This window comes from Actinacidiphila acididurans, assembly GCF_016918855.1.
GTDB classification, from domain to species: domain Bacteria; phylum Actinomycetota; class Actinomycetes; order Streptomycetales; family Streptomycetaceae; genus Actinacidiphila; species Actinacidiphila acididurans.
Genome location: NZ_JADKYB010000007.1, coordinates 168,372 through 190,900 on the forward strand (window position 1 = coordinate 168,372; position 22,529 = coordinate 190,900).

Consider the following 22,529-nt stretch of genomic DNA (forward strand, 5'->3'; position numbering starts at 1 on the left):
GTGGGTCCGCGCCGGCTGTGTCACTCGCTGCGTCACTCCGGGACGCGGGCGGTCGGGGTGCGGTGGACGCTCTCGACCCGGCTGACCGCTATCCGGTCGCGCTCCAGGCGTTCGGCGCGGCGGCGCAGCCGCAGGATCTGCCAGGTGCCCACCGCCTGGAGGACGAACACGGTGCTCCAGGCGACGCGGTAGTTGTCGCCGGTGGCGTCGAGCAGGACGCCGATCGCGAACAGGGTGATCATGGAGGCGGTGAAGCCGCCGATGTTGACGATGCCGGAGGCCGTGCCGAATCGTTCCGGCGGATTGGCCGGGCGGGCGAAGTCGAAGCCGATCATCGAGCCGGGGCCGCAGGCGCCGAGCACGACGCACAGCAGGATCAGCAGCCACAGCGGGTCGTGCCGGCCGGGCCAGGCCAGCACCGCCGCCCAGGCCACCGCGGTGGCCGCGATCACCCCGAGGGTCAGCGGCATCCGCAGCCCGTGGTGGCGCGCGATGAGCTGGCCGAAGACCATGCCGAACACCATGTTGGCCACCACGACCAGGGTGAGCAGGCCGCCGGCCGCGCCGCGCGACATCCCCTGGGCCTCCACCAGGTACGGCAGTCCCCACAGCAGCAGGAACACCATCCCGGAGAACTGGGTGGTGAAGTGCGTCCACATGCCCAGCCGGGTGCCGGGCTCGCGCCAGGCGTCGGCGATCTGGCGGCGGACGAAGGCGAGCCCGGCATGGTGCGCGGGCGGGGCCTCGTAACCGTCCGGGTGGTCCTTGAGGAAGAGCGCGACCAGGACCAGGACGGCCGCGCCGCCGATCGCGGTGCCCAGGAAGGTCGGGGTCCAGCCGGCCGTGTGCAGCAGCCGGGACAGCGCCACCGTGGACACCAGGTTGCCCGCGACCCCGAACAGCGCGGCGCACTGCGCGATGAGCGGGCCGCGCCGGGCCGGGAACCAGCGCGAGCCGAGCCGCAGCACGCTGACGAACGTCATCGCGTCGCCGCAGCCGAGCACCGCCCGGGCGCCGAGCGCCATGCCGTACGAGTGGGACAGCGCGAACGCCGACTGCCCGGCGGTGAACAGCACCGCTCCCAGCATCAGCACCTTCTTGGTGCCGAGCCGGTCGACCATCAGGCCGACGGGTATCTGCATGCCCGCGTACACCAGCACCTGGAGGATGGAGAAGCTGGACAGCGCCGAGGCACCGATGTGGAAGCGGTCGGCCGCGTCGATGCCGGCCACGCCGAGGCTGGTGCGGTGGATCACCGCGACGAAGTAGACGAGGGTGCCGACCCCCCAGACGAGGGCGGCGCGCCGGCCGCCCGGTGGGTCGCCCGGCAGGGGCCTGCCGGTCACGACGCGCTTCCGGCGAGCAGCACCTTGACCCGGGAGATGTGCTGTTCCACCACGGATTCGGCCTCCTCGGCGGCGCCGGCCCGCAGCGCGTCCAGGATCTCGGTGTGCTCGGCGACGGTCAGCGCCACCCGGCTGGGCTCGGCGTGCATGGTGGCCACGCCCATCCGCAACTGCCGGTCGCGCAACTGGTCGTAGAGGTGCGCGAGGATGCGGTTGCCGGCGGCGCGGACGATCTCGGCGTGGAAGCCGCGGTCGGCGGCCGCGAAGGCCGCCAGATCGCCGCTGGCCGCGAGCTCGCGCTGCTCGGCGAGGGAGTCCTCCAGCCGCGCGATCAGCCCGGCCGGCACCGCGCCCACCACCTTGGCCACCGCGTGCCGTTCGACCAGCAGCCGGGTCTCCACGACGTCGGCGATCTCCTGCGCCGACACCGGCAGCACGAGCGCGCCCTTCTTCGGGTACAGCTTCAGCAGCCCCTCGGCCTCCAGCCGCAGCAGCGCCTCGCGCACGGGAGTGCGCGAGACCCCGACCGCGTCGGCCAGATCCCCTTCGGTGAGCAGCGTCCCGCCCTCGTAACGGCGGTCCAGCACTCCGCTCTTGACATGCGAATAGACCCGCTCGGCGGCGGGCGGTGCTTTGACGGCGGCCTCGGACACGACAGCGGCGGCTCTCTCGGCGACGGCATCCATGATGCGCACATCTTAGATACAACATGGATGCGGAGGTACGGGTGGTCCGCGATACGGACGGGGCGGTCGGGGGCGAGCTGAGGCAGTAGGGGGCACAGGGGGTCGGGGCGGGGTCGGGGCGGAGCCGGCAGGGGCGCGGGGCGGGCGCCGGTACGGGCCGCGTCCGCGCTGGGGCGGCCGGGGGCGGGCACCGGTGCGAACCCGGTCCGCGCCGGGCGGGCGGGGGACAAGGACAGGTGCCGGCCTGGTCGCCACCCCGCCGGCCGTCGTGGCCCGGCGACACCGCCGCGCCGGAGCCGGCCCCTGCCGCCCAGCGCCCCCGAAAACCCGCACCGACGCCGAACGCCGCTGGTCAGCGTCCCTGGCACCACCCGCCTTCTTGACGGGACATGACAACGGTGTCTCAATGGTGGCGCGCCCACACCAATGCCGCGCGCGACCGCGCGATCGGCGTCAAGAGCCCATCGGCCAGGGGTGGTTGACCATGATGTCCCAACGCACGATGCGACTTTTACCGGTGTTGCTGGTCACCGCCCTGGTGACCGCGCTGCTCGCGGCGTGGCCCGCCGGGCCGGCCGCGGCCTCGGCCGCCGCGAGCCCGCCCGGGCCGGCGGCCACGACCACGGTGTGCGCGCTGTACTGCGACACCCGCGACCCGTCGCTGGCGACGCACGAGACCTTCCCGGTGCCGAACATCACCGTCAACGGCCGGGTGGTCGAGCTGCACGTCACCGACCCGGACGGCATGGCGTGGGCGAGCATCGACAACGGGCAGCTCAACGACTCGGTGTGGCTGGACCGTTCCTGGGACGGCGGCGCCACCTGGGACGGCCTGCTCGGCAAGGCGTGGATCCCCTCGACGTGGACCGGCACCCGGACCCTCATGTACAACCTGTACGACCCCACGAACCACCGCCGCGCGGTGCTGCGGGCCTGCGGCGACGCGGGAGGCGTCTCCTGCACCCAGTGGGCCCACCTGGACGTGTGCGCCGCCCACTGCGACGGGCTCGACCCGTCCGTCGGCACCGGCGACGCGCAGCCCCTCCCGGCCACCACGCTGAACGGCCGCACCATCGCCCTGCACATGGACACCTCGGGCATGGCCTGGGCCGCGCTGTCGGCCGGCAAGGCGGGCGACGAGGTGTGGCTCGACCGTTCCTGGAACAGCGGCGCGAGCTGGCCGGACGGCTCCTCCAAGGGCCGGACGTCCGTGCCCGCGGGCGCCACCGGGGTGCGGACCGCCAAGTACAACACCGACGACACGCTCGGCCTGCTGTACGGCGGGGCGGTGCGCGCCTGCGGCCGGGCCGTCGAGGGCCAGAACGGCAGTTGCACCGCCTGGGCCCGTCCGGCCGGCTCGCGCCCCGCGGCCGCCGCCGACGCGCTGATGTACTCCTACGACCCCAACACCGCGTACTGGCCGTCGAGCTGGTGGAACTCCGCCGTCGCCCTGGCCACCGTGATCGACTACATGCGGCAGACCGGCGACACCCGCTACGCCTGGGTGGTCTCGCGCACCTACCAGGTCAACCGCGGCTCCTTCCCGGCCGGGGCCCGCAGCTCCGACCCGATCGAGGGCGACTTCATCAGCCGCGCCACCGACGACGCCGAGTGGTGGGCGCTGGCCTGGATCGACGCGTACGACCTCACGCACGACACCACGTACCTCAACGAGGCGGTGACCATAGCCAATTACGTGAACGGGCTGTGGGACACGGGCAGTTGCGGCGGCGGGGTGTGGTGGGACCGCGAGCGCACGTACAAGAACGCGGTGACCAACGGCCTGTACGTGCGGATCACGGCGGCGCTGCACAACCGGATCGCGGGCGACACCCTGTGGCTCGGCCGGGCCACCACCGCCTGGCACTGGTACCTGGGCAGCGGCCTGATCAATTCGGCCGGGCTGGTCAACGACGGGCTCACATCGGGCTGCGCCAACAACGGCCAGACCGTGTGGTCCTACAACCAGGGGCTGGCGATCGGCGCGGCGGTCGAGGTCTGGCGGGCCACCGGCGACTCCTCCGCCCTGTCCACCGCCCGCCGGCTGGCCGACGCCGCGGTCGCCTCTCCCGCCCTGGTCAGCGGCGGCGTCCTCACCGAGTCCTGCGACACCGCCACGGCGTCCTGCGACGACAACGGCAAGCAGTTCAAGGGCGTCTTCATGCGCTACCTCCAGGACCTGAACTCGGCGACGGGCAACGCGTACGGCTCCTTCGCCGCCACTCAGGCCAACACCCTGTGGTCCACCGACCGCGACTCCCTCAACCGCCTCGGCGAGCGCTGGTCCGGCGGCCAGAGCGGGCCCAACCCCGTCGACTGGCGCACCCAGGCGTCGGCGCTGAGCGCGCTGCTGGCCGCGCCCTGACCACGTCCTGACCGCGTCCTCCGCTCGGTCCAGGCGTCAGTCCAGGCGTCAGTCCAGGCGTCAGTCCAGGTGGATGCTGGCGTCGACGATCATGCCGTCGGTCACCGTGTACGTACCGCTGAAGTTCTTCACCGTGCCGTCGGTCTGGTCGGCGGTCACCGAGACGTCGACCAGATCCGAGGACGAGGGGTCGTCGGTGGCGTCCACCCGGACGTCCTGCGTGGTGGAGAAGCCGTCGACCCAGGCGCTGTAGGAGGACCCGCCGATGTTCCGGCCGCCGAGGTCCCAGGCTGCCTGGAAGTCCTGGGCGTTGATGTCGTCGTAGTACGCCCGCACCACGTCGGCCGGATCGGTGGGCGCGGTGGTGGTGTCGGTGGTGGCCGGGGTGTCCGTCGGCGTGTCCGTGAAGGTGTCGGTGGGCGTGTCGGTGAACACGTCCGTGTCGGTCGGGGTGTCGCTCGGGCTGTCGCCCGGTAACGCCCCGCCCGCGGGGTCGCTCGGCTGCGATTCGTCCGGTGCCGGTGACGAGGCGCTGGAATGTCCGTGCCCGGAGGACGAGGCGAGGAAATACGCGGCGGTGCCGCCCCCGGCGAGCAGCACCACCACCAGGGCCAGCAGCCATACGGGCAGCGCCGTCGACCCCACGGTGAGGTAACCGGGCTGGTGCAGCCCTGGCTCGTCCACGCGCGGCTGGCCGCAGCGGGTGCAGAAGCGGGTGTGGGCGTCCGCGAAGGGGGCGCCGCAGTAGGTGCAGTGGGACACTGCCTGCTCCGTCCGGCGATGCGAATGGGTACGGGATGAGCGCGGGTTCGGACAGGTGCGGACACATACGTGCGGGTACGTACACGCAGCCGCCGGGCGGGTGCGCGTACGTCCGGCTGCGTCACAGGCCGCGGATGGCCTGTTCGATCGTCGCCGCCAGCGCCGCCAGCGGGGCGAAGTCCTCCATCGCGGAGCTGAGCCCGGCGGCGAACCGCCGCAGCCGGCCGGTCCGCGGGCTGGGGGCGGCCAGTTCGTCGCGGGCGGCCTCGATCTCGGTGACGAGTTCGGCGCGCTCCGGGTGCCCTGAGCGCGCGAGTTCGCCGGTCATCCGGGCCAGCAGGGCGCTGATCTCCTGCGGCGAGGTGCGCTGCTCGGCCGCGGACCGCAGCGGCCCGTCGACGCGTACCTCGGCCTTCGACCCGCGGCCGCTGGCCACGGCGTTGCCCGAGACGTTCGAGCCACCGGTGGCGCTGATGCCGCTGTTGCTGTCCATGTCGGTTCCCCCTGAGCCGTTGTCGGCGGTGCGGCGGTCGGTCCTTCGGTGAGTACGCCGGCCGGAATGTCGGCCGGCGCTCCGTCAGTCCGTGTTCACCAGCGGGATCTTGTTCAGGATCCGGGTGAACGCGCTTGCGTTGTCGCCCGAGGCGACCGAGCTGCCCTCCACCTTCGATCCGCCCTGGGCGATGATGCCGTTGTTGACGATGACCTGCTGGCGCTGGACGAGGTCGCCGACGTCGATGTGCCGCGCCTCGGCGAACTCCACCAGTGCGTCGAGCGCCCGCCGCTCGCACACCTTGACGGCCATGCTGCGGTCGAGCTTCTGGAAGTAGCGGTGGTACGCGGTGTCGGACGCCTGCTGCCGCACGCTGATCCGGGCGCCGTAGTCGAAGACGCGCAGCTGCCGGATCCGCTTGTTCTGCCGCCGGACCGCGCGCCGGGTGCGCCATTCGGCGAAGAACGCCTGCACGGCCCGCGCGGGCGACGCCAGCAGGACGAAGAAGGTGCTCGCGGACGCCTGGGAGAAGATCTGGGCGACGTCGCGCAGTCCGGGGCTCGGCATGAGGGTGTCGATGATCCGGTACCGGTCGAGCAGCGGGCACAGCACCGTGTGCACGCCCTCCACCAGCAGGTTGGAGTCCGAGCGGGCGAAGCGCAGGAAGAGCGAGCTGACCAGTTCGCCGTTCCAGCCGGTGGAGTGGACGGCCAGGTAGGTGCGGGCCCGGTCCTCGGGTGCGCGCTTGAGGTCGTCCACCCAGTCCTGCGGTATGCCGGTCACCGGCCGCCGGAACGCGTCGGGCAGGAAGCGCTGGTCGTCGATGATGGCCGAGCCGTCGACGAAGACCCGCTCCTCGATCTCCAGGCCGGGCACGGCGAGGGTGCGCAGGCGCCGCAGCACGTGCTCGTACAGGTCCTGCACGTCGAACTCCCCGGGCGGCTCCCCCGAGCTGCCGGGCCTGGTGAGGTCCAGCGCGAAGGACCAGGACTCCAGTTGGGTGCCGTAGCCGATGAAGGGGGAGTAGCCGCTGTAGACCGTGACGTTGCCGGCCGCGTAGTCGCCGACCTGACGGATGCGGGCCTCGGCGGCCTCGTTGGTCGCCGGGGGCACGGTCGAGGGGTCGAACCGGTCGGGGCGCAGGCTCTGCAGGTGCCGCCCGTACCGGGTGGACAGCTCGAAGGACAGCACGGTCACCCAGGAGAAGAACAGCGACAGCAGGACGCCGATCACCATCCCCTGGAAGATGAAGATGAACGCCAGCACCAATAACGCGGCCAGGACGAGGTCGCGGTAGTTGCGGCGGACGTTGGCGAGGTAGGCGTGCCGCAGCACGACGGGGACGTCGCAGGCCGGGGCCGGGGCGACGCCCAGGTGCGGCTCGGCGGCGACCTGCCCGACGAGCGAGGTGGCGTAGTCGCGGTCCAGATACGCGGCGGCGCACAGATACCGGGTGAGGTCGTGGCCGGCGCCCCAGCGCGGCGGGGCCGAGGGCCGCTCGGGCATGTGCCCGACGGCCGACGGCACGACCACCGGGGCCGGCTTGGTGGGCCGGCCCGGCAACGCCAGGGCCGCACCGCAGTTCCCGCAGAACACCGCGTCCGGTGCGCTCGCCGCACCGCACGCGGCACATGCCGTCAACTCGCTCATGATCCCCCCATGTGCGGATTTCCGCCTATTGTCCAGTTCACCACGCCCGCAAGCCGATGGATTGTCCGGTTTTCCGGCCGATACCAAGTTGTTATGACCTGATCGCACGGCGTCACACATGTGACCCGGCTCACTCCGCTCTGTGAGCCAGCAGGGCGCCCCGCGCAGCCATCTCCCCCTCGTGCGCCTCGCGCCGCAGCGTGACGTCCACGGCCAGCCCGGCCCCGGCGAGCAGTTCGGCGACGGTCTCGGGCCGGCGCCAGTAGTAGTCCAGGGCGACGGTGTGCCCGAACGCCTCGGTCCGGCGGAAGGGCCTGCCGTCCCCGGTCTGGAAGATCAGCAGCACCTTGCCGCCGGGCGCGAGCACCCGCCGGAACTCACCGAAGACGTCCGGCAGTTCGGCATCGGGTATGTGAATGATCGAGTACGAGGCCACGACCCCCGCCAGCGACCCGTCGGGGACGTCGAGCGCGGTCATGGACCCCTCCTCGAACCGCAGCCCCGGATGCCCGGCCCGCGCGAGGGCGACCATCCGCGGCGAGAGATCCACCCCGTACACGTCGACCCCGAGCCCCGCCAGATACGCGGTCACCCGCCCCGGCCCGCTCCCCACCTCCACCACGGTCCCGCCGCCCCCGTCCCGCACCCCCTCGGCGAACACCCCGAGCATGGCCCGCTCCAGCGGCTTCCTCGCCAACTCCCCCCAATACCGCTCGGCGTACGGCTCCGCCATGGTGTCGTACGCCGCCCGCGTGCCCGCCAGAAACCCCGCCTCAGTCATGCCCCCACGCTATGACCTCCCACCGACAGTCCCCGCCGGACGCCCTGTAGGGGCCGGCCACCGGAAAGCGCCCCATTGCGCCATCGGGCCGCGCGCGGTGGCCCGTACGAGGGGACGACGCCGTGTCGGGAGCCGGGCCGGCCGCAGGCGAGTGCTTCAGTCGGGCGCAGGACGAACGACGAAGGCGCGGCGAACCGGAGGGCGCGGGGAGGCGGCAACCATGGCTTCCGCGGAGGAAGGAGCCGCGCCCGGCGACAGGGCCCGCCCCGGCACGAGCGCCCACCCGCAGGGTGACACCCCCGGCCCCGATGTCGTCCGCACCCGCGAGTACGCCGTCCTCCTGATCGTCTGCGCCCTGATCGGCGTCCCGGTCTCCGCCCTGGCCTTCGGCTTCCTTGCCCTCGAAGAGAAACTGCAGCCGCTGCTGTACAAGGACCTGCCGAAGGGGCTGGGGCTGAACGGGACCCCGCTGTGGTGGCCGGTGCCGCTGCTGGTGGTGGGAGCGGTGCTGGTCGCGGCGGTGGTGCTGTGGCTGCCGGGCGGGGGCGGGCACGAGCCGACCGCGGGCTTCGCGGCGGGCCGGGGCCCGATGGCACCGAAGGCGCTGCCCGGGGTGTTCCTGGCGGCGATGGCGACGCTGGCGTTCGGGGCGGTGCTGGGCCCGGAGGCGCCGCTGCTGGCGCTGGGCAGCGGGGTCGCGGCCGGGGGCTTGCGGCTGCTGCGGCGGGGGCTGCCGGAGAACGCGTACGCACTGGTCGGCGCGGCGGGCAGCTTCGCCGCGGTGAGTTCGCTGCTGGGCTCGCCGCTGCTGGGCGCCTTCCTGCTGATGGAGGCGTCGGGGGTGGCCGGGGGGATGGTCGGCCCGCTGCTGGTGCCGGGGCTGCTGGCGTCCGGGATCGGCGCGCTGATCTTCGTCGGGATCGGCTCCTGGACGGGCCTGGGCACGTACAGCCTCACGCTGCCGGACGTGCCGCAGGCGCACAGCCCGACGGCGGCCGAATTCGGCTGGACGCTGCTGATCGGGGTGGCCGCCGCGCTGCTGGCCGCGGGCATCTCCCGGGCGGCGCTGCGGCTGAAAGGGCGGGTCGAGCGGCGCCGGCTCGTACTGACCGTGCTGATCGGCCTCGCGATCGCGGGACTCGCGGCGGCGTACGCGCAGGGCAGCGGCAAGCCGGCCAGCGATGTGCTCTACTCCGGGCAGACCGCGCTCGGCCCGCTGCTCAGCGATCAGGCCGGCTACTCGGTGGGCGCCCTCGCCCTGCTGCTGACCTGCAAGGGGCTCGCCTACTGCGGTTCGCTGAGCGCCTTCCGGGGCGGGCCGATCTTCCCGGCGATGTTCACCGGCGCCACCGGCGGCATCCTGCTCTCGCACCTGCCCGGCCTGACCCTGGTCGCCGCCTTCGCGGCCGGTGTCGGCGCGATGAGCGCGGCCATGCTCCGGCTGCCCCTCACCTCGGTCCTGCTGGCCACGCTGCTGCTGGGCAAGCAGGGCCTGACCGTGATGCCGCTGGTGATCGTCGCGGTGGTGGTCAGTTACGTGGTCACGGTCCTGCTCCGGCCGCCCGCCCGCGCCCGCGCCCGCGCCCGCGAAACCGGAGCCGGAGCCGGAGCCCGACCCGGCCCCTGACCCTGACCCCGCTGAAGCCCTACGCCTCCTGCGCCTCCACCCGCCCCGACCGGACCGCGTCCACCAGCGCCCGGTGGTCCTTCTCGTTGCGATCGGCGTACGCCTCGGCGAATTCCGCCAGGGCTCGGTCGAAGACGTCGCCGCCGCCGAGGTAGGCCGCGATGGCGATGCGGTCCCCGGACCGGGCGTGGGCGCGGGCCAGGGTGGCGCCGCACAGCTCGGCGAAGGCGCTCATGCCGGCGGGCACCATCAGTTCGGGCTGGGCGATGCCCTTCCAGTCGCGCAACTGGCGCACATAGAAGTCGCGGCGGCGGCCGTCGATGCCCTCGGCCCGCTCCCAGCCGAGGAAGATGTCGCTGGTCGCCTGCATCAGCCGCTGCCCGGAGACCACCCGCTCGCCCTCGGTGCGGTGCCCGCCGGCCCCGGCGTAGGGGGTGAGCACGGACGGCCCGGCCTCCTTGGCCTGGAGCAGCAGCGGGTCGCCCTCGTCCTTGCCGAGCAGCAGCACGATCCAGCAGCGGGTGCCGACGCTGCCGACGCCGACGACCTTGCGGGCCACGTCGGCCACCCGGTAGCGCTCGAGCAGGAACCGCCGGTCGGACTGGAGGGTGCCGCCGTACGCCTCGACGAGCCGGCGGATCTGGTCCTCCAGCATCGCCCGCTGCACGTCGGGCAGCAGGTCGGTGAGCGGGGTGACCAGCGGCGGGTCGGGCGCGATCCGGCGCCGGCCGTCCTCGATCCGGGTCAGCTTCTCGAACGCCTGCACATTGTCGCGCCCGCGGGCCTGGGCCGCGGCCCGCCGCCACTGCTTGCGGCCCCGCGCGGCCACCCGCTGCGGCAGCCGTTCACCGATCCACGCCTCGTCGAAGTGCACGTACCAGACGTCGAGGTCGGTCATCGCGGCGAAGGCGCGCATCGCCTCCCGGTACGCGCGCACCCCCGCCCGTACGATGCCGGCCCGCTCCTTGTCGTCGAAGCCGTTGGCGCGGGCGGCGATCACCAGGCTGGCGGCCAGGCGTTTGACGTCCCACTCCCAGGGGCCGCGCAGCGTCTCGTCGAAGTCGTTGATGTCGAAGACCAGTTGCCGCTCGGGGGAGGCCAGGAGCCGGAAGTTGAGCAGGTGCGCGTCACCGCACAACTGGGCCCGCAGGCCGGTCTTCGGGGTGGCGGCCAGGTCCATCGCCATGATCGCCGCCGCGCCACGGTAGAAGCGGAACGGCGACTCGGTCATCCGCCCGTAGCGGATCGGCACCAGCTCGGGCAGCCGGTCCGCCGACTGCTGCTCCACCACGTCCACCGGGTCCGGCCGCCGCGGGTCGGCCGGGAATTCGGCGTGGCTGGACCGCGGCGCCGCCTTGCGCGCGGCCCGGCCCAGTCCGGCCCGCTCGGCGGGGGTACGGTACGGCGGCCGCCGGTCCCCGTCCGCGGGGGTGCTCCTGCGGGCGGCGGCGTGCTCGGCCTCGTCGGGGCGTATCCGCGCGGTGGTCATGGCTGGCTCCTCTCCGCGGGCCGGCCGCGACCCGCCACCCCGCCGAATGCACCGTTGTGACCAGCCTGCCACCGGCCGCGCCCACCTGCATTTCCGCGGAATTCGGCCGTGCGCGGCGGACGCCCGGAATGCGGGATCCGGGCGTGCGTGCTCAAATGTGAATGTGCTGCGTGCCCTGCGCCGTTGAAGGGCCATTGACCGGTCGGACCGAGCTGAACAGGGCGTTTTCGCGGCGGGCGGGGACAATGGAGGCAGCGCGCCGGGGGCGGCGGAATTACGCCGCGACAAAGGGCGCGGTAAAGCCGCGGAATGGGGGACGCGGGAACAGGGGGCGGGCGAGACATCCAAGACCGGCCGCGTCGACAGGAGGCAGACGATGGGCGGGAACACGGTGAATCTGGCCTACGACTATCCGGTCCTCGGGGTCTTCCTGACCGCGTTGTGGGTCTTTCTGTGGGTGTTGTGGATCTTCCTGCTGTTCCGGATCGTCGTGGACATCTTCCGGGACGACCGGATGAGCGGCGCGGCGAAGACCGGGTGGCTGCTGTTCGTGCTGTTCCTGCCGTTCGTGGGCGTGCTGGTGTACGTGGCCGTGCGCGGGACCGGGATGGGGATCCGCGAGCACCGGTCCGCCGAGGCGCAGCAACGGGCCTTCGACGACTACATCCGCAGGACCGCCGGGACCGGGGCCGGTGGCGGGTCCCACGTCGACGAACTGGCCCGCCTCGGGGAGATGAGGTCCAAGGGCGACCTCTCCGAGGAGGAGTTCCAGCGCGCGAAGGAGCGCATCCTGCACTGACCCGGACACCGACCTGGAACCGCCCGCCGGCCGGGTCCCGCGCTGCCCGACGGCCCGTCAGAGATGTCCGTCATGGCCGCAGCGTGGAGACCAGGTCGGCGGCGGACACCAGGGTGGAGTGAATGGTGGGCGCCAGGCTGGTGGAGGCCAGGCAGAAGCCGAGCAGGACGCACAGCACGGCATGACTGGGCTTCAGCGCGTGATTCCGCATGAGCATCATGGCCAGCAGCGCCAGCAGCAGGACGACGGAGACAGAGATGACCATACGGTGATGGCAGCACATTCCACCACGGAAGTGGGGGAACCGCACACGAAAGGATGACCCGGACCCGTGTGTCCCGGGTCCGCCCGCGCTCAGTCCAGCAACGCGGCCAGCCGGCGCCACTCCTCGCGCGGCAGCACGGACGGCGTGGCGGTGATCACCTGGACGGCGACATGGTCCGCGCCGGCCGCCAGATACGCGTCGATCCGTTCGCGGATCCGCTCGTCGGACCCCCAGGCATAGACCGCGTCGACCAGTCCGTCGCTGCCGCCGTCCGCGAAGTCGTCGTCGCCGAACCCGAAGGTGCGGAAGTTCGCCAGATAGTTGGACAGTTTGAGGTACGGCGCGAGGGCCGCGCGGGCCATGGTGCGGGCCCGCGCCGGGGCGCTCTCCAGGACCACCCCGAGTTCGGGTGCGAGCAGCGCGTCCGGGCCGAGCGCCTCGCGGGCCCGGGCGGTGTGGCCGGTGGTCACCAGGTACGGATGCGCGCCCGCGGCCCGGTCCCGGGCCAGCCCCAGCATCCGCGGGCCGAGCGCGGCCAGCACCCGGCGTCCGGCCGGCTGCCCGGCCGCGTCCAGCGCGTCGAGGTAGCCGACCATGGCGGCGTACGGCGACCGGTACTCCTCGATGAACTGGGGGTGGCCGACGCCCAGGCCCAGGAGGAACCGCCCCGGGTGGGCGTGTTCCAGCGCGGCGGCGCGCTCGGCGACCTCCGCGGCCGGGTACTGCCAGATGGTGAGGATGCCGGTGGCCACGGCAAGCCGGGTGGTGGCCTCCAGCAGCGGCTTGGCGTGCTCGACGCCCGGTCCGGAGCCGAGCCAGACCGTGGTGAAGCCGAGTTCCTGCAGTTCGGCGGCGGCCTCCGGGATCTGCTCGCGCAGTTCCGGCTCCTCCGAGCGCAACTGCCGGTTCCAGATCCCGTACCGCCCGACCGCGGCCTTCAGGTCGTCCGTCACCCGCACCCGCCTCCTGCCACAACAGGGCTGAACCGGCCGTCAACGTATCAGAACGGACACGGCGACGCGGGAAGGCGAGGGCCCGGACACGTACGCGTCCGGGCCCGTCGCCGGTGGCTGCCGCAGAGAAACCGGGGTACGGGAACGGCCTAGACCCAGGTCATCAGCCGCCGGGGCTGTTCCAGCACGGCCGCCACGTCCGCCAGCACCTTGGAGCCGAGTTCGCCGTCGACCAGGCGGTGATCGAAGGACAGGGCCAGGGTGGTGACCCAGCGCGGCTTCACCTTGCCCTTGTGCACCCACGGCTGCTCCTTGACCGCGCCGAAGGCGAGGATCGCGGACTCACCGGGGTTGAGGATGGGCGTGCCGGTGTCGACGCCGAAGACGCCGACATTGGTGATGGTGATGGTGCCGCCCTGCATCGCGGCCGGCGAGGTCTTGCCCTCGCGGGCCGTGCCGACCAGCTCGCTCAGCGCGGCGGCCAGTTCGGGCAGCGTCTTGTCCTGCGCGTCCTTGATGTTCGGGACGAGCAGGCCGCGCGGGGTGGCCGCGGCGATGCCCAGGTTGACGTACGACTTGCGCACGATCTCCTGAGCGGCCTCGTCCCAGGACGCGTTGACCTCGGGGTGCCGCCGCACCGACACCAGCAGCGCCTTGGCGACCAGCAGCAGCGGACTCACCCGCAGCCCGGCGAACTCCGGGTCCTCCTTGAGTTCCCGCACCAGCTTCATCGTCCGGGTCATGTCGAAGGTCACGAACTCTGTGACGTGCGGCGCGGTGAAGGCGCTGTTGACCATCGCCGCGGCGGTGGCCTTGCGCACCCCCTTGACCGGGATCCGGGTCTCGCGGGCCTGCCACGCCTCCCGGGTGCCGGCGGCCTCCTGCGGCCGGGCCCCGGCCGCTCCCGCGACGCCGGGAGCGGGCGCGGCGGGTGCGGGTGCCGCAGCCCGCTCGGTGACCGGCGGCAGCGGGGCCGGCGGCGCCGCGGCGGCCCGGATGTCCTCCCGGGTCACCACACCGCCGGGCCCGGTGGGCACCACGGTGGCCAGGTCGATGCCCAGGTCCTTGGCGAGCTTGCGCACCGGCGGCTTGGCGAGCGGGCGGTCACCGGTGTGCGGTGGCGGTACGGCCGGGGCGGGCGCGGGAGCGGGCACCTGGACCGGAGCGGGCGCCGGTGCGGCCGCGGCAGCGGGCGCCGCGGCGTGACCGTTGACCTGGTCGGACGGCGGTTGCTGCTGCTTGCGCGGCCGGCGCGCGGTGGCCGCGGGCGCGACCCCGTACCCGACCAGCACGGCCTGCCGGCCGCCCTTCTCCGGTTCACCGGAAGGAGCGGGCTGCGCGGCGGCCTCACCGGACGGCGCGGGCGCGGCGGGCGCGGCCTCCTCGGCCCCGCCTCCCGCGTCCACCACGATGATCGGCGTGCCCACGTCGACCGTGGCGCCCTCCTCGAAGCGGATCTCGCTGACCACCCCGTCGTACGGAATGGGCAGTTCCACGGCGGCCTTCGCCGTCTCCACCTCGCAGACCACCTGCCCGTCGGTGACATGGTCGCCGACGGACACGTACCACTTGAGGATCTCCGCCTCGGTCAGGCCCTCCCCGACGTCCGGCATCCGGAATTCGCGAAGGCGCCCCGCCTGTGCGGTCATGGTCGTCACAACCCTCTCCTCAGAACGCCAGCGCGCGGTCGACGGCGTCGAGCACCCGGTCCAGCCCCGGCAGGTACTCCTCCTCCAGGCGGGCCGGCGGGTAGGGCGCGTGGAAGCCGCCCACGCGCAGTACCGGCGCCTCCAGGTGGTAGAAGCTGCGCTCGGTGATCCGGGCGGCGATCTCGCCGCCGGCACCGTAGAAGACCGGCGCCTCGTGCACCACCACCAGCCGCCCGGTGCGCTCCACCGAGGCCTGCACGGTGTCGAAGTCGATCGGCGAGAGCGACCGCAGGTCGACCACCTCGAGGCTGCGGCCCTCCTCGGCGGCCACCGCGGCGGCCTCCAGGCACACCTTGACCATCGGCCCGTACGCGGCCAGCGTCAGGTCGGTGCCCGGCCGGGCCACCACCGCCTTGTGCAGGTCGCCCGGGACGGCGGCCACGTCGACCTCGCCCTTGTCCCAGTAGCGCCGCTTGGGCTCGAAGAAGATCACCGGATCGTCGCACTGGATGGCCTGCTGGAGCATCCAGTAGGCGTCGTTGGCGTTCGACGGCGAGACGATCTTCAGCCCCGCCACGTGCGCGAACAGCGCCTCGGGGGACTCGCTGTGGTGCTCCACCGCACCGATGCCGCCGCCGTAGGGGATGCGGATCACCACGGGCAGCTTGATCTTGCCGAGCGCGCGGGCGTGCATCTTGGCCAGCTGCGTGACGATCTGGTCGTAGGCGGGGAACACGAAGCCGTCGAACTGGATCTCGGTCACCGGCCGGTAGCCGCGCAGCGCCAGGCCGATCGCGGTGCCGATGATGCCGGACTCGGCCAGCGGGGTGTCGATCACCCGGCTCTCGCCGAAGTCCTTCTGCAGGCCGTCGGTGATCCGGAAGACACCGCCGAGCTTGCCGACGTCCTCGCCCATGACCAGCACTTTCGGGTCGTCGTCCAGGGCCTTGCGCAGCGACTCGTTGAGCGCCTTGGCGATCGGCATCGTCCTGGTCGTCCGGTCCATCGTCTGGCTCATGTCAGCGCCCCGTTCCGGCGGTGGTGTCCTCGAAGGATGCCTGGTACTCGGCGAAGCGCGCGCGCTCCTCGTCGACGAGCGCGTGCCCGTCCGCGTAGGCGTGCTCGAAGATGGCCATCGGCTCGGGGTCGGGCATGCCGCGCACGCCCTCCCGGACCCGCTTGGCCAGCGCGTCGCTCTCGGCGCCGACCTCGGCGTAGAACGCCTCGTCGGCCAGGCCCTCCCGGTCCAGGTACGCCTTCAGCCGGGCGATCGGGTCCTTGCCCGCCCACTCCTCGCGCTCCTCGTCGGAGCGGTAGCGGGTGGGGTCGTCGGTGGTGGTGTGCGCGCCCATCCGGTAGGTGAACGCCTCCACCAGCATCGGGCCCTGGCCGCTGCGGGCGTGGTCCAGGGCGGCCCGGGTCACGGCGAGCACCGCGAGCACGTCGTTGCCGTCCACCCGCACGCCCGGGAAGCCGTAGCCGGCCGCGCGCTGGTAGATCGGGACCCGGGACTGCCGCTCGGTGGGCTCGGAGATCGCCCACTGGTTGTTCTGGCAGAAAAAGACCACCGGCGCGTTGTAGACCGCCGCGAAGGTGAACGCCTCCGCCACGTCGCCCTGGCTGGAGGCACCGTCGCCGAAGTAGGCGAGCACCGCGCTGTCGGCGCCGTCCTTGGCCACGCCCATCGCGTAGCCGGTGGCGTGCAGCGTCTGGGAGCCGATGACGATCGTGTAGAGGTGGAAGTTGTTCTCGTTGGGGTCCCAGCCGCCGTTGTTGACGCCGCGGAACATGCCCAGCAGGTTCAGCGGGTCCACGTCACGGGTCCAGGCGACCCCGTGCTCGCGGTAGGTCGGGAAGACGTAGTCGTCGTGGCGGGTGGCCCGGCCCGAGCCGATCTGGGCGGCCTCCTGGCCGAGCAGCGAGGCCCACAGGCCCAGTTCGCCCTGGCGCTGGAGGGTGACGGCCTCCCCGTCGAAGCGCCGGGTCAGCACCATGTCCCGGTACAGGCCGCGCAGCTCCTGCGGGGTCAGGTCGACGGCGTACTCGCTGTGCTCGACGCGCTCGCCCTCGGGAGTCAGCAGTTGTACGAACTCGGGTCCGTCCCCGGAACGGTTCTTCGAGCGGCCGCGGGAGGCCGCTCTGCTTTTGGCGGGGGAACCCCCAACGGCAGTGCTTTTCACGCTCACCTTTGCTCCTCCGTCTGTCCGGCCCCCGGGATCCGCCGGGAGACCAGTGCGGCTCACCTGGTGACGCCCCGCGCACGGGGTGTGTGCGGCACGGCGGCAGCAGGCGTTTTCACAGTCCCGGCGAAAGACTGCGAGACAGACGTTACCCATAAAGGAAGTCGTGCGCGTAGGCGGAGCGCAGACTTTCTGACCTTTCTGACCTGCGGTTTTGCTTGGATTTCCTAGTAAGTTCGAGGCTGGGTCCGATGCTGGGTCCGATGCCGAGGCATTCGCGCAGGCCATCGCCGGGACACTGGAACGGTATCCCGGATGACCACGACACGTAAGGGCCCGGAAGATCACGGTGGCGCCGCCTTTCGGGGGGCGCGCGTGCGGCGGATGTCGGCGCAGGGGGTGGCGCGGGGAGGCGAACCCGGGGCGGATGCCCGGCCCGGGGGCCGAACGGCCGGTTGGGCCCTTCAGGTGATCTACGCTGAGGCTCGTGACGGGCACAGCCACCACTGCCCCGGCGCCGACCGCTCTCCTGCTCCGCTACGAGGCCGCGGGCACCCCGCTGAGCTGCGAACCCGTTCCACGGGGGCTGCTCAACCAGGGCTGGCGGATCACCACGGAAACCGGGCGGTTCTTCCTCAAGCACTACCTCGCGCGGGACACCGCCGACCCCGCGGTGATCCTTCGCCAGCACCGCGCCACCCAGGCCCTGGCCCGGCTCGGCGTGCCGGCCGCCGCGCCGCTGCCGGACACGTACGGACACACGGTGACGGCGGCCGGCGGCGCCCGTTATGCCCTGTTCCCCTGGGTCGAGGGACGGCACCGGGAAGGCACCGAACTGACCGAGGCGCAGTCCCGGCGGCTGGGCGCGCTGCTGGGCCGGGTGCACATCGCGCTGGCCCGGATCCTGCCCCCGCCGCACCCGGGCAGGCACCCGAGCGCCCACCCGTCCCGTACCTACGACCGCATCGAGCGGCTGCTCGCCCTGGTCGGCCGGCACCGCCCGCACGACGCCCTGGACGCGGCCTTCGACGCGCTGGCCGAGCACCGGCTGCGCGAACGCAGGGCGCTGCTGCGGCAGTACGCGCACTGCCGGCCGCCGGACGCGTACGGCGCCGTCAACGGCTGGGTGCACGGCGACTTCCACCCGCTCAACCTGATCTACCGCGGCGCCGAACCGGCCGCCATCGTGGACTGGGACCGGCTCGGGGTGCGCCCGCGCGCCGAGGAGGCGGTCCGGGCCGCCGCGATCTTCTTCGTCCACCCGGTCGACGGCCGTCTCGACCTGCGCAAGGTACGGGCCTACGCGCGCGCCTACCGCAGGGCCGCGGGCCTGACCGCGGCCGAGGTCGCCGCCGCCGTGCACCGGGTGTGGTGGGAGCGGCTGAACGACTTCTGGATGCTCGACTGGCGCTACGAGCGCCGCGACCTCCGCTCCGACCCGCTCTTCCCGGCCGCCTCGGCGCTCGCGGTGTGGTGGACCCGGGAGTACGCGGCAGTGCTGGACGCCTTCACGGACTAGGCCGGCCGCGCGGGCGGGCCCAGTCCGTTTCGGCCTGGCTCAGCTTGTTTCCGTGCGGTTCGGCGGCTCGCTCAGTGGGCGCCCGCGTGCGGGAGACCCGCGGTGGGCGTCGAACCGCCGCCCGTGGGCTTGTCGGTCGGCGTGTCCGGCGGGGTCGTGGCCGGGTCCGTGGTGGGCGGCGGGGTCGTGGTCGGCGGCGGCGTGGTGGTCGGAGCCGTGGTCGGCGGCGCGGTGGTGGTCGGGGCCGTCGTGGGCGGGGTGGTGGGCGCGGTGGTCGCCGGGGCGCTGGTGTGCCGCGTCCAGGTCTGGCTCGGGCCGGTGCTGGGCTGCCCGGTGTCGGTCGGCTGGTCGCTGGGCTGGTCGGTGGGCTGCTGAGCGGTCCGGCTGACCGAGGAGGACGGAGTGGTGTCCGCCGGGTTCGCGGTGCCGCCCGAGCCGCGGGTGGCCAGGTACACGCCGAGGGCGACCGCGATGACCGCGGCGACCACGAACAGCACCGGCTTGACCCAGCGGCTGCCGCCGCCGGGGCCCCCGCCGCCGTAGCTCTCCTCGTACGATCCGCCGCCGTACCCGCCGTCGGCGCCGGCCGGCACCCGGCCGAGCTGGGCGGTGTTCCCGGCGCCCATGGCCGCGGCGGCCGCCCCCGCGGCCATGGGCGTGGTCCGGGTGCCGCCACCGGGGCCACCGCCCTGCGGCATCACCGAGGTCACCGGTCCGGTGCTCCACGCCCCGCCGGTCCAGCCGCCCTGCTGGGCGAGGCCCTGGTAGGCGTACGCCACCACCCCGCCCATCTCCTCGGCGGTCTGGAAGCGGTCGTCGGGGTCCTTGGCCAGCGCGCGCAGCACCAGGCCGTCCAGCTCCGGGGGCACCCGGCCGTTGGCGGCCGACGGCAGCATCGGCTCGTCCTGGACGTGCTGGTAGACCACCGACAGCGGGGTCTCGCCGACGAACGGCGGGCGCAGCGCCAGCAGTTCGAAGAGCATGCAGCCGGTCGCGTACAGGTCGCTGCGGTGGTCCACGGTCTTGCCGAGCGCCTGCTCCGGCGAGAGGTACTGCGGGGTGCCCATCACCATGCCGGTCTGGGTCATGGTGGTCGCGGCGCCGGTCAGGGCCCGGGCGATGCCGAAGTCCATGACCTTGACCGCGCCGGTCGTTGTGATGATCACATTGGCCGGCTTGATGTCGCGGTGCACGATGCCGTGCTGGTGGCTGTACGCCAGCGCCTCCAGCACCCCGGAGATGATCAGCAGTGCCTGGTCCACCGGCGGCGGGGTCTCCCCGGCCAACAGCTCCTTGATGGTCTGGCCCTCGACCAGCTCCATCACGATGTAGGGCACCGCGCCGGACGCGGTACGGTCCTCGCCCGAGTCGTAGACCGCGACCACCGCGTGGTGGTTCAGGCCGGCCACCGACTGGGCCTCGCGGGTGAACCGGGCCTTGGCCACCGGGTCCTCGGCGAGATCGCCGCGCAGCAGCTTGACGGCCACGGTCCGGCCGAGCCGCACGTCCTCGGCGCGGAACACGTCGGCCATGCCGCCGCGGCCCAGCTTGCCGGTCAGCCGGTAGCGGCCCTCACCGACCAGGGAGCCCACCCGCCACTCGCCGGAGTACTCCGGCGCTCCGGTGCCGGCGGTCGTCTCGTTGGGGTCGGCCATCAGTCCTCGCCGTCGTTCGTCCGTCAGGTACCAGGGGCCCGGGCGGGCGCCCGGGGCTTGTACGTACCGGGCACGCGGGTCCGCCCCCTTCGCGGACGCGCAAAAGGACGACCCGGTGCGGCCACCGTACCGCTTTTCGGGTTACGGCTCGGGTCTTCGCAGGCCGGCGGCCCGGAACGGAGCACGTCAGGGGACCGCGGCCGCGTACGTCACGAGCCAGCGGCCGGGCCGTCCCGGCGGCCCTTCCACCGGCCCTCCAAGCGGCGCTCCCACCGGCCCTCCCACCGGCCCCGACCGGTGACACGGGAGGTGGGACGGGGGGTGGGACGGGGGGTCGACCCATTGTGCGGGCACAATGCGGATCAGGTGACGAGATGGTCAACGAACTTGACGTGCCGGTGCGATGGGCCAGACTTGGCGGGCAGACTCGGCAACAGATATGTCCCCGGTTCCGGCACGGGGGTACACGGGGGTACAGCACATATGAGCGGGGACGCCTCGCAGGGCGGGTACGCGGCACGCTCGGTCGGCGGCGGGCGGTACCTGCTGCGCGACCTGCTCGGCCAGGGCGGCATGGCGTCGGTGCACCTGGCACATGACACCGTGCTGGACCGGCCGGTGGCCGTCAAGACCCTCCACACCAACCTCGGCACCGAACAGTCCTTCCGCGAGCGGTTCCGCCGCGAGGCCCAGTCGGTGGCCAAGCTCAACCACACCAACATCGTCTCCGTCTTCGACTCCGGCGAGGACACGGTGGACGGCCGGCTGGTCCCCTACATCGTCATGGAGTACGTCGAGGGCAAGCCGCTCGGCGACGTCCTTGCCGCGGACATCGCGCAGTTCGGCGCCATGCCGGCGGACAAGGCACTGCGCATCACCGGGGACGTGCTGGCGGCGCTGGCGGTCAGCCACGAAATGGGGCTGGTGCACCGGGACATCAAGCCCGGCAATGTGATGATCACCAAGCGCGGTGTGGTCAAGGTGATGGACTTCGGCATCGCGCGCGCCATGCAGTCCGGGGTCACCTCGATGACCCAGACCGGCATGGTGGTGGGCACCCCGCAGTACCTCTCGCCGGAACAGGCGCTGGGCCGCGGCGTGGACGAGCGCTCCGACCTGTACTCGGTCGGCTGCATGCTCTTCGAACTCCTCACCGGCCGCGTGCCGTTCGACGCCGACTCGCCCCTGGCGATGGCGTACCAGCACGTCCAGGAGATGCCGCCCGCGCCGTCCGCGTTCAACCGCGCGCTCGGCCCGGGGGTGGACGCCCTGGTCGCGCGGGCGCTGCGGAAGAACCCGGCCGAGCGGTTCCCGACCGCCGACGCCATGCACGACGAGACCGACCGGGTGCTGGGCGCCACCGCGCGCAACACCATGCCGCTGATCTCCGGAGCCAACGGCACCGCCGGCCGCGGCGAGGGCGTGGCCGCGGCCGTCTTCCCGCCCGCGCAGGGCCCGCTGCACACCCCGCCGCCGCAGATGCAGACCCCGTACGCCCCCACGCAGCACGCCGCCTACGGTCCGTCGGCCGGTGCCCCGCCCACCCCGCCGCCGCCCGCGTACGGCTACCCGCAGCAGGGCGGCCGGCAGACCCCGCCGCCCGCGCCGGCCCCCGCGTACAACCTGAGTCCGGTCCCGCCGCAGCGCACCGGCGGTCGCGGCACCGGGAACGGCAACCGGCCGGGCACCGGACTGATCGTGGGGGCCATCGCGGCCGTCGCCGCCATCGCCGTGATCGTGGTCATCGCCGTCGCCGTGACGAAGAACGGCTCGAACAGCAACGACGCGGGCGGCGGCAACACGCCGTCGACCTCCGTCACCACGACGCCGCCGCCCACCACCGCGCCGGCCGTCGACGACAACGGGAACGGTGGGGACAACGGCGGCGGGAACGGCAACGGCGTCGTCCAAGGCGACGAGAGCCGCACCATCGACCAGGACAAGTGCACGCAGGCGCACAACGACCTGATCAACCCCAACCAGCCCGACGTCGTCTCGATGCCCGACTTCACCTCGATCTACGTCGACTCGGTGGTCGCCTGCATGCAGGCCGCGCACTGGCCGTACAAGATCGAGCACGTCGACGAGCAGCAGTGGGGCAAGGGCGCGGTGACCGCGCAGGACCCGAAGTACCTGGACAACTACGACCCGAAGAAGGACGGGAAGATCACGATCTGGGTGTCGACGGGGAAGAGCGCGAACTGATTCTGCTTCCGGGGGCGGGCTGAGCCCGTCTCTCTTGGAAGGTGCCGGTATGCGCGGCGCCCCCGGCCGGTGAGGCGGGGGGCGCCGATTGTTCTGTGCGGGCCG

Annotated in this window: 18 protein-coding genes; 5 read left to right on the forward strand and 13 right to left on the reverse strand. The window is 72.9% G+C overall.

Annotated elements, in window-relative coordinates:
* Window positions 1–32 precede the first annotated feature (32 nt).
* Both ITX44_RS15135 and ITX44_RS15140 read right to left on the reverse strand, forming a co-directional pair.
* Window positions 33–1,346, reverse strand: coding sequence for an MFS transporter (locus ITX44_RS15135; RefSeq protein ID WP_205357730.1), 1,314 nt, complete (start codon window positions 1,344–1,346; stop codon window positions 33–35).
* Complete coding sequence (locus ITX44_RS15140) at window positions 1,343–2,032, reverse strand: GntR family transcriptional regulator (protein WP_205357731.1); 690 nt, start codon at window positions 2,030–2,032, stop codon at window positions 1,343–1,345. Before ITX44_RS15140 ends, ITX44_RS15135 begins: the two co-directional genes overlap by 4 nt.
* Window positions 2,033–2,534: 502 nt before the next feature.
* On the opposite strand from ITX44_RS15140, the gene ITX44_RS15145 reads away from it, so the two are divergent.
* Window positions 2,535–4,397, forward strand: coding sequence for a glycoside hydrolase family 76 protein (locus ITX44_RS15145; protein WP_205357732.1), 1,863 nt, complete (start codon window positions 2,535–2,537; stop codon window positions 4,395–4,397).
* Between the two features lie 60 nt (window positions 4,398–4,457).
* Here ITX44_RS15145 and ITX44_RS15150 read toward each other — a convergent pair whose 3' ends face one another.
* From ITX44_RS15150 to ITX44_RS15165, 4 genes are all read right to left on the reverse strand, one after another.
* Complete coding sequence (locus ITX44_RS15150) at window positions 4,458–5,159, reverse strand: hypothetical protein (protein ID WP_205357733.1); 702 nt, start codon at window positions 5,157–5,159, stop codon at window positions 4,458–4,460.
* A 121-nt stretch (window positions 5,160–5,280) separates the two neighbouring features.
* Complete coding sequence (locus ITX44_RS15155; RefSeq protein ID WP_205357734.1) at window positions 5,281–5,652, reverse strand: hypothetical protein; 372 nt, start codon at window positions 5,650–5,652, stop codon at window positions 5,281–5,283.
* 84 nt (window positions 5,653–5,736) lie between these two features.
* Window positions 5,737–7,302 carry an AbeC-like domain-containing protein gene (locus ITX44_RS15160; RefSeq protein ID WP_205357735.1) on the reverse strand — a complete coding sequence of 522 codons (1,566 nt, stop codon included), beginning with the start codon at window positions 7,300–7,302 and terminating at the stop codon, window positions 5,737–5,739.
* 130 nt (window positions 7,303–7,432) lie between these two features.
* Complete coding sequence (locus ITX44_RS15165) at window positions 7,433–8,083, reverse strand: class I SAM-dependent methyltransferase (RefSeq protein WP_205357736.1); 651 nt, start codon at window positions 8,081–8,083, stop codon at window positions 7,433–7,435.
* A gap of 220 nt (window positions 8,084–8,303) precedes the next feature.
* On the opposite strand from ITX44_RS15165, the gene ITX44_RS15170 reads away from it, so the two are divergent.
* The gene (locus ITX44_RS15170) at window positions 8,304–9,710 is read left to right on the forward strand and encodes a chloride channel protein (protein WP_205357737.1); all 1,407 of its coding nucleotides are present in this window, start codon (window positions 8,304–8,306) and stop codon (window positions 9,708–9,710) included.
* A gap of 19 nt (window positions 9,711–9,729) precedes the next feature.
* Here the strand turns inward: ITX44_RS15170 and ITX44_RS15175 are convergent, their stop codons facing one another.
* Window positions 9,730–11,199 (reverse strand): DUF2252 domain-containing protein, encoded by a 1,470-nt coding sequence (locus tag ITX44_RS15175; RefSeq protein ID WP_205357738.1) that lies wholly within the window; start codon window positions 11,197–11,199, stop codon window positions 9,730–9,732.
* A 376-nt stretch (window positions 11,200–11,575) separates the two neighbouring features.
* Here ITX44_RS15175 and ITX44_RS15180 point away from each other — a divergent pair, with 376 nt between their 5' ends.
* On the forward strand, window positions 11,576–11,998 hold the full coding sequence (locus ITX44_RS15180) for an SHOCT domain-containing protein (RefSeq protein WP_205357739.1): 423 nt from the start codon (window positions 11,576–11,578) through the stop codon (window positions 11,996–11,998).
* Between the two features lie 70 nt (window positions 11,999–12,068).
* Here ITX44_RS15180 and ITX44_RS15185 read toward each other — a convergent pair whose 3' ends face one another.
* The 5 genes from ITX44_RS15185 to pdhA all read right to left on the reverse strand — a co-directional run bounded on the left by ITX44_RS15185 (window position 12,069) and on the right by pdhA (window position 17,051).
* Window positions 12,069–12,263: a hypothetical protein gene (locus tag ITX44_RS15185; RefSeq protein ID WP_205357740.1), complete on the reverse strand. Its 195-nt coding sequence runs from the start codon at window positions 12,261–12,263 to the stop codon at window positions 12,069–12,071.
* A gap of 89 nt (window positions 12,264–12,352) precedes the next feature.
* The gene (locus ITX44_RS15190) at window positions 12,353–13,216 is read right to left on the reverse strand and encodes an LLM class F420-dependent oxidoreductase (protein ID WP_205357741.1); all 864 of its coding nucleotides are present in this window, start codon (window positions 13,214–13,216) and stop codon (window positions 12,353–12,355) included.
* 149 nt (window positions 13,217–13,365) lie between these two features.
* Window positions 13,366–14,865: a dihydrolipoamide acetyltransferase family protein gene (locus ITX44_RS15195; RefSeq protein WP_205357913.1), complete on the reverse strand. Its 1,500-nt coding sequence runs from the start codon at window positions 14,863–14,865 to the stop codon at window positions 13,366–13,368.
* Window positions 14,866–14,884: 19 nt separating this feature from the next.
* The gene (locus ITX44_RS15200; RefSeq protein ID WP_372440928.1) at window positions 14,885–15,850 is read right to left on the reverse strand and encodes an alpha-ketoacid dehydrogenase subunit beta; all 966 of its coding nucleotides are present in this window, start codon (window positions 15,848–15,850) and stop codon (window positions 14,885–14,887) included.
* Window positions 15,851–15,884: 34 nt separating this feature from the next.
* Window positions 15,885–17,051, reverse strand: coding sequence for a pyruvate dehydrogenase (acetyl-transferring) E1 component subunit alpha (gene pdhA / locus ITX44_RS15205; protein WP_205357743.1), 1,167 nt, complete (start codon window positions 17,049–17,051; stop codon window positions 15,885–15,887).
* A 481-nt stretch (window positions 17,052–17,532) separates the two neighbouring features.
* Here pdhA and ITX44_RS15210 point away from each other — a divergent pair, with 481 nt between their 5' ends.
* On the forward strand, window positions 17,533–18,564 hold the full coding sequence (locus ITX44_RS15210) for a phosphotransferase (RefSeq protein WP_205357744.1): 1,032 nt from the start codon (window positions 17,533–17,535) through the stop codon (window positions 18,562–18,564).
* Between the two features lie 71 nt (window positions 18,565–18,635).
* On the opposite strand, the gene ITX44_RS15215 is transcribed toward ITX44_RS15210, so the two are convergent.
* The gene (locus tag ITX44_RS15215; protein ID WP_205357745.1) at window positions 18,636–20,219 is read right to left on the reverse strand and encodes a protein kinase domain-containing protein; all 1,584 of its coding nucleotides are present in this window, start codon (window positions 20,217–20,219) and stop codon (window positions 18,636–18,638) included.
* 483 nt (window positions 20,220–20,702) lie between these two features.
* On the opposite strand from ITX44_RS15215, the gene ITX44_RS15220 reads away from it, so the two are divergent.
* Complete coding sequence (locus ITX44_RS15220; RefSeq protein ID WP_205357746.1) at window positions 20,703–22,424, forward strand: protein kinase domain-containing protein; 1,722 nt, start codon at window positions 20,703–20,705, stop codon at window positions 22,422–22,424.
* Window positions 22,425–22,529 lie beyond the last annotated feature (105 nt).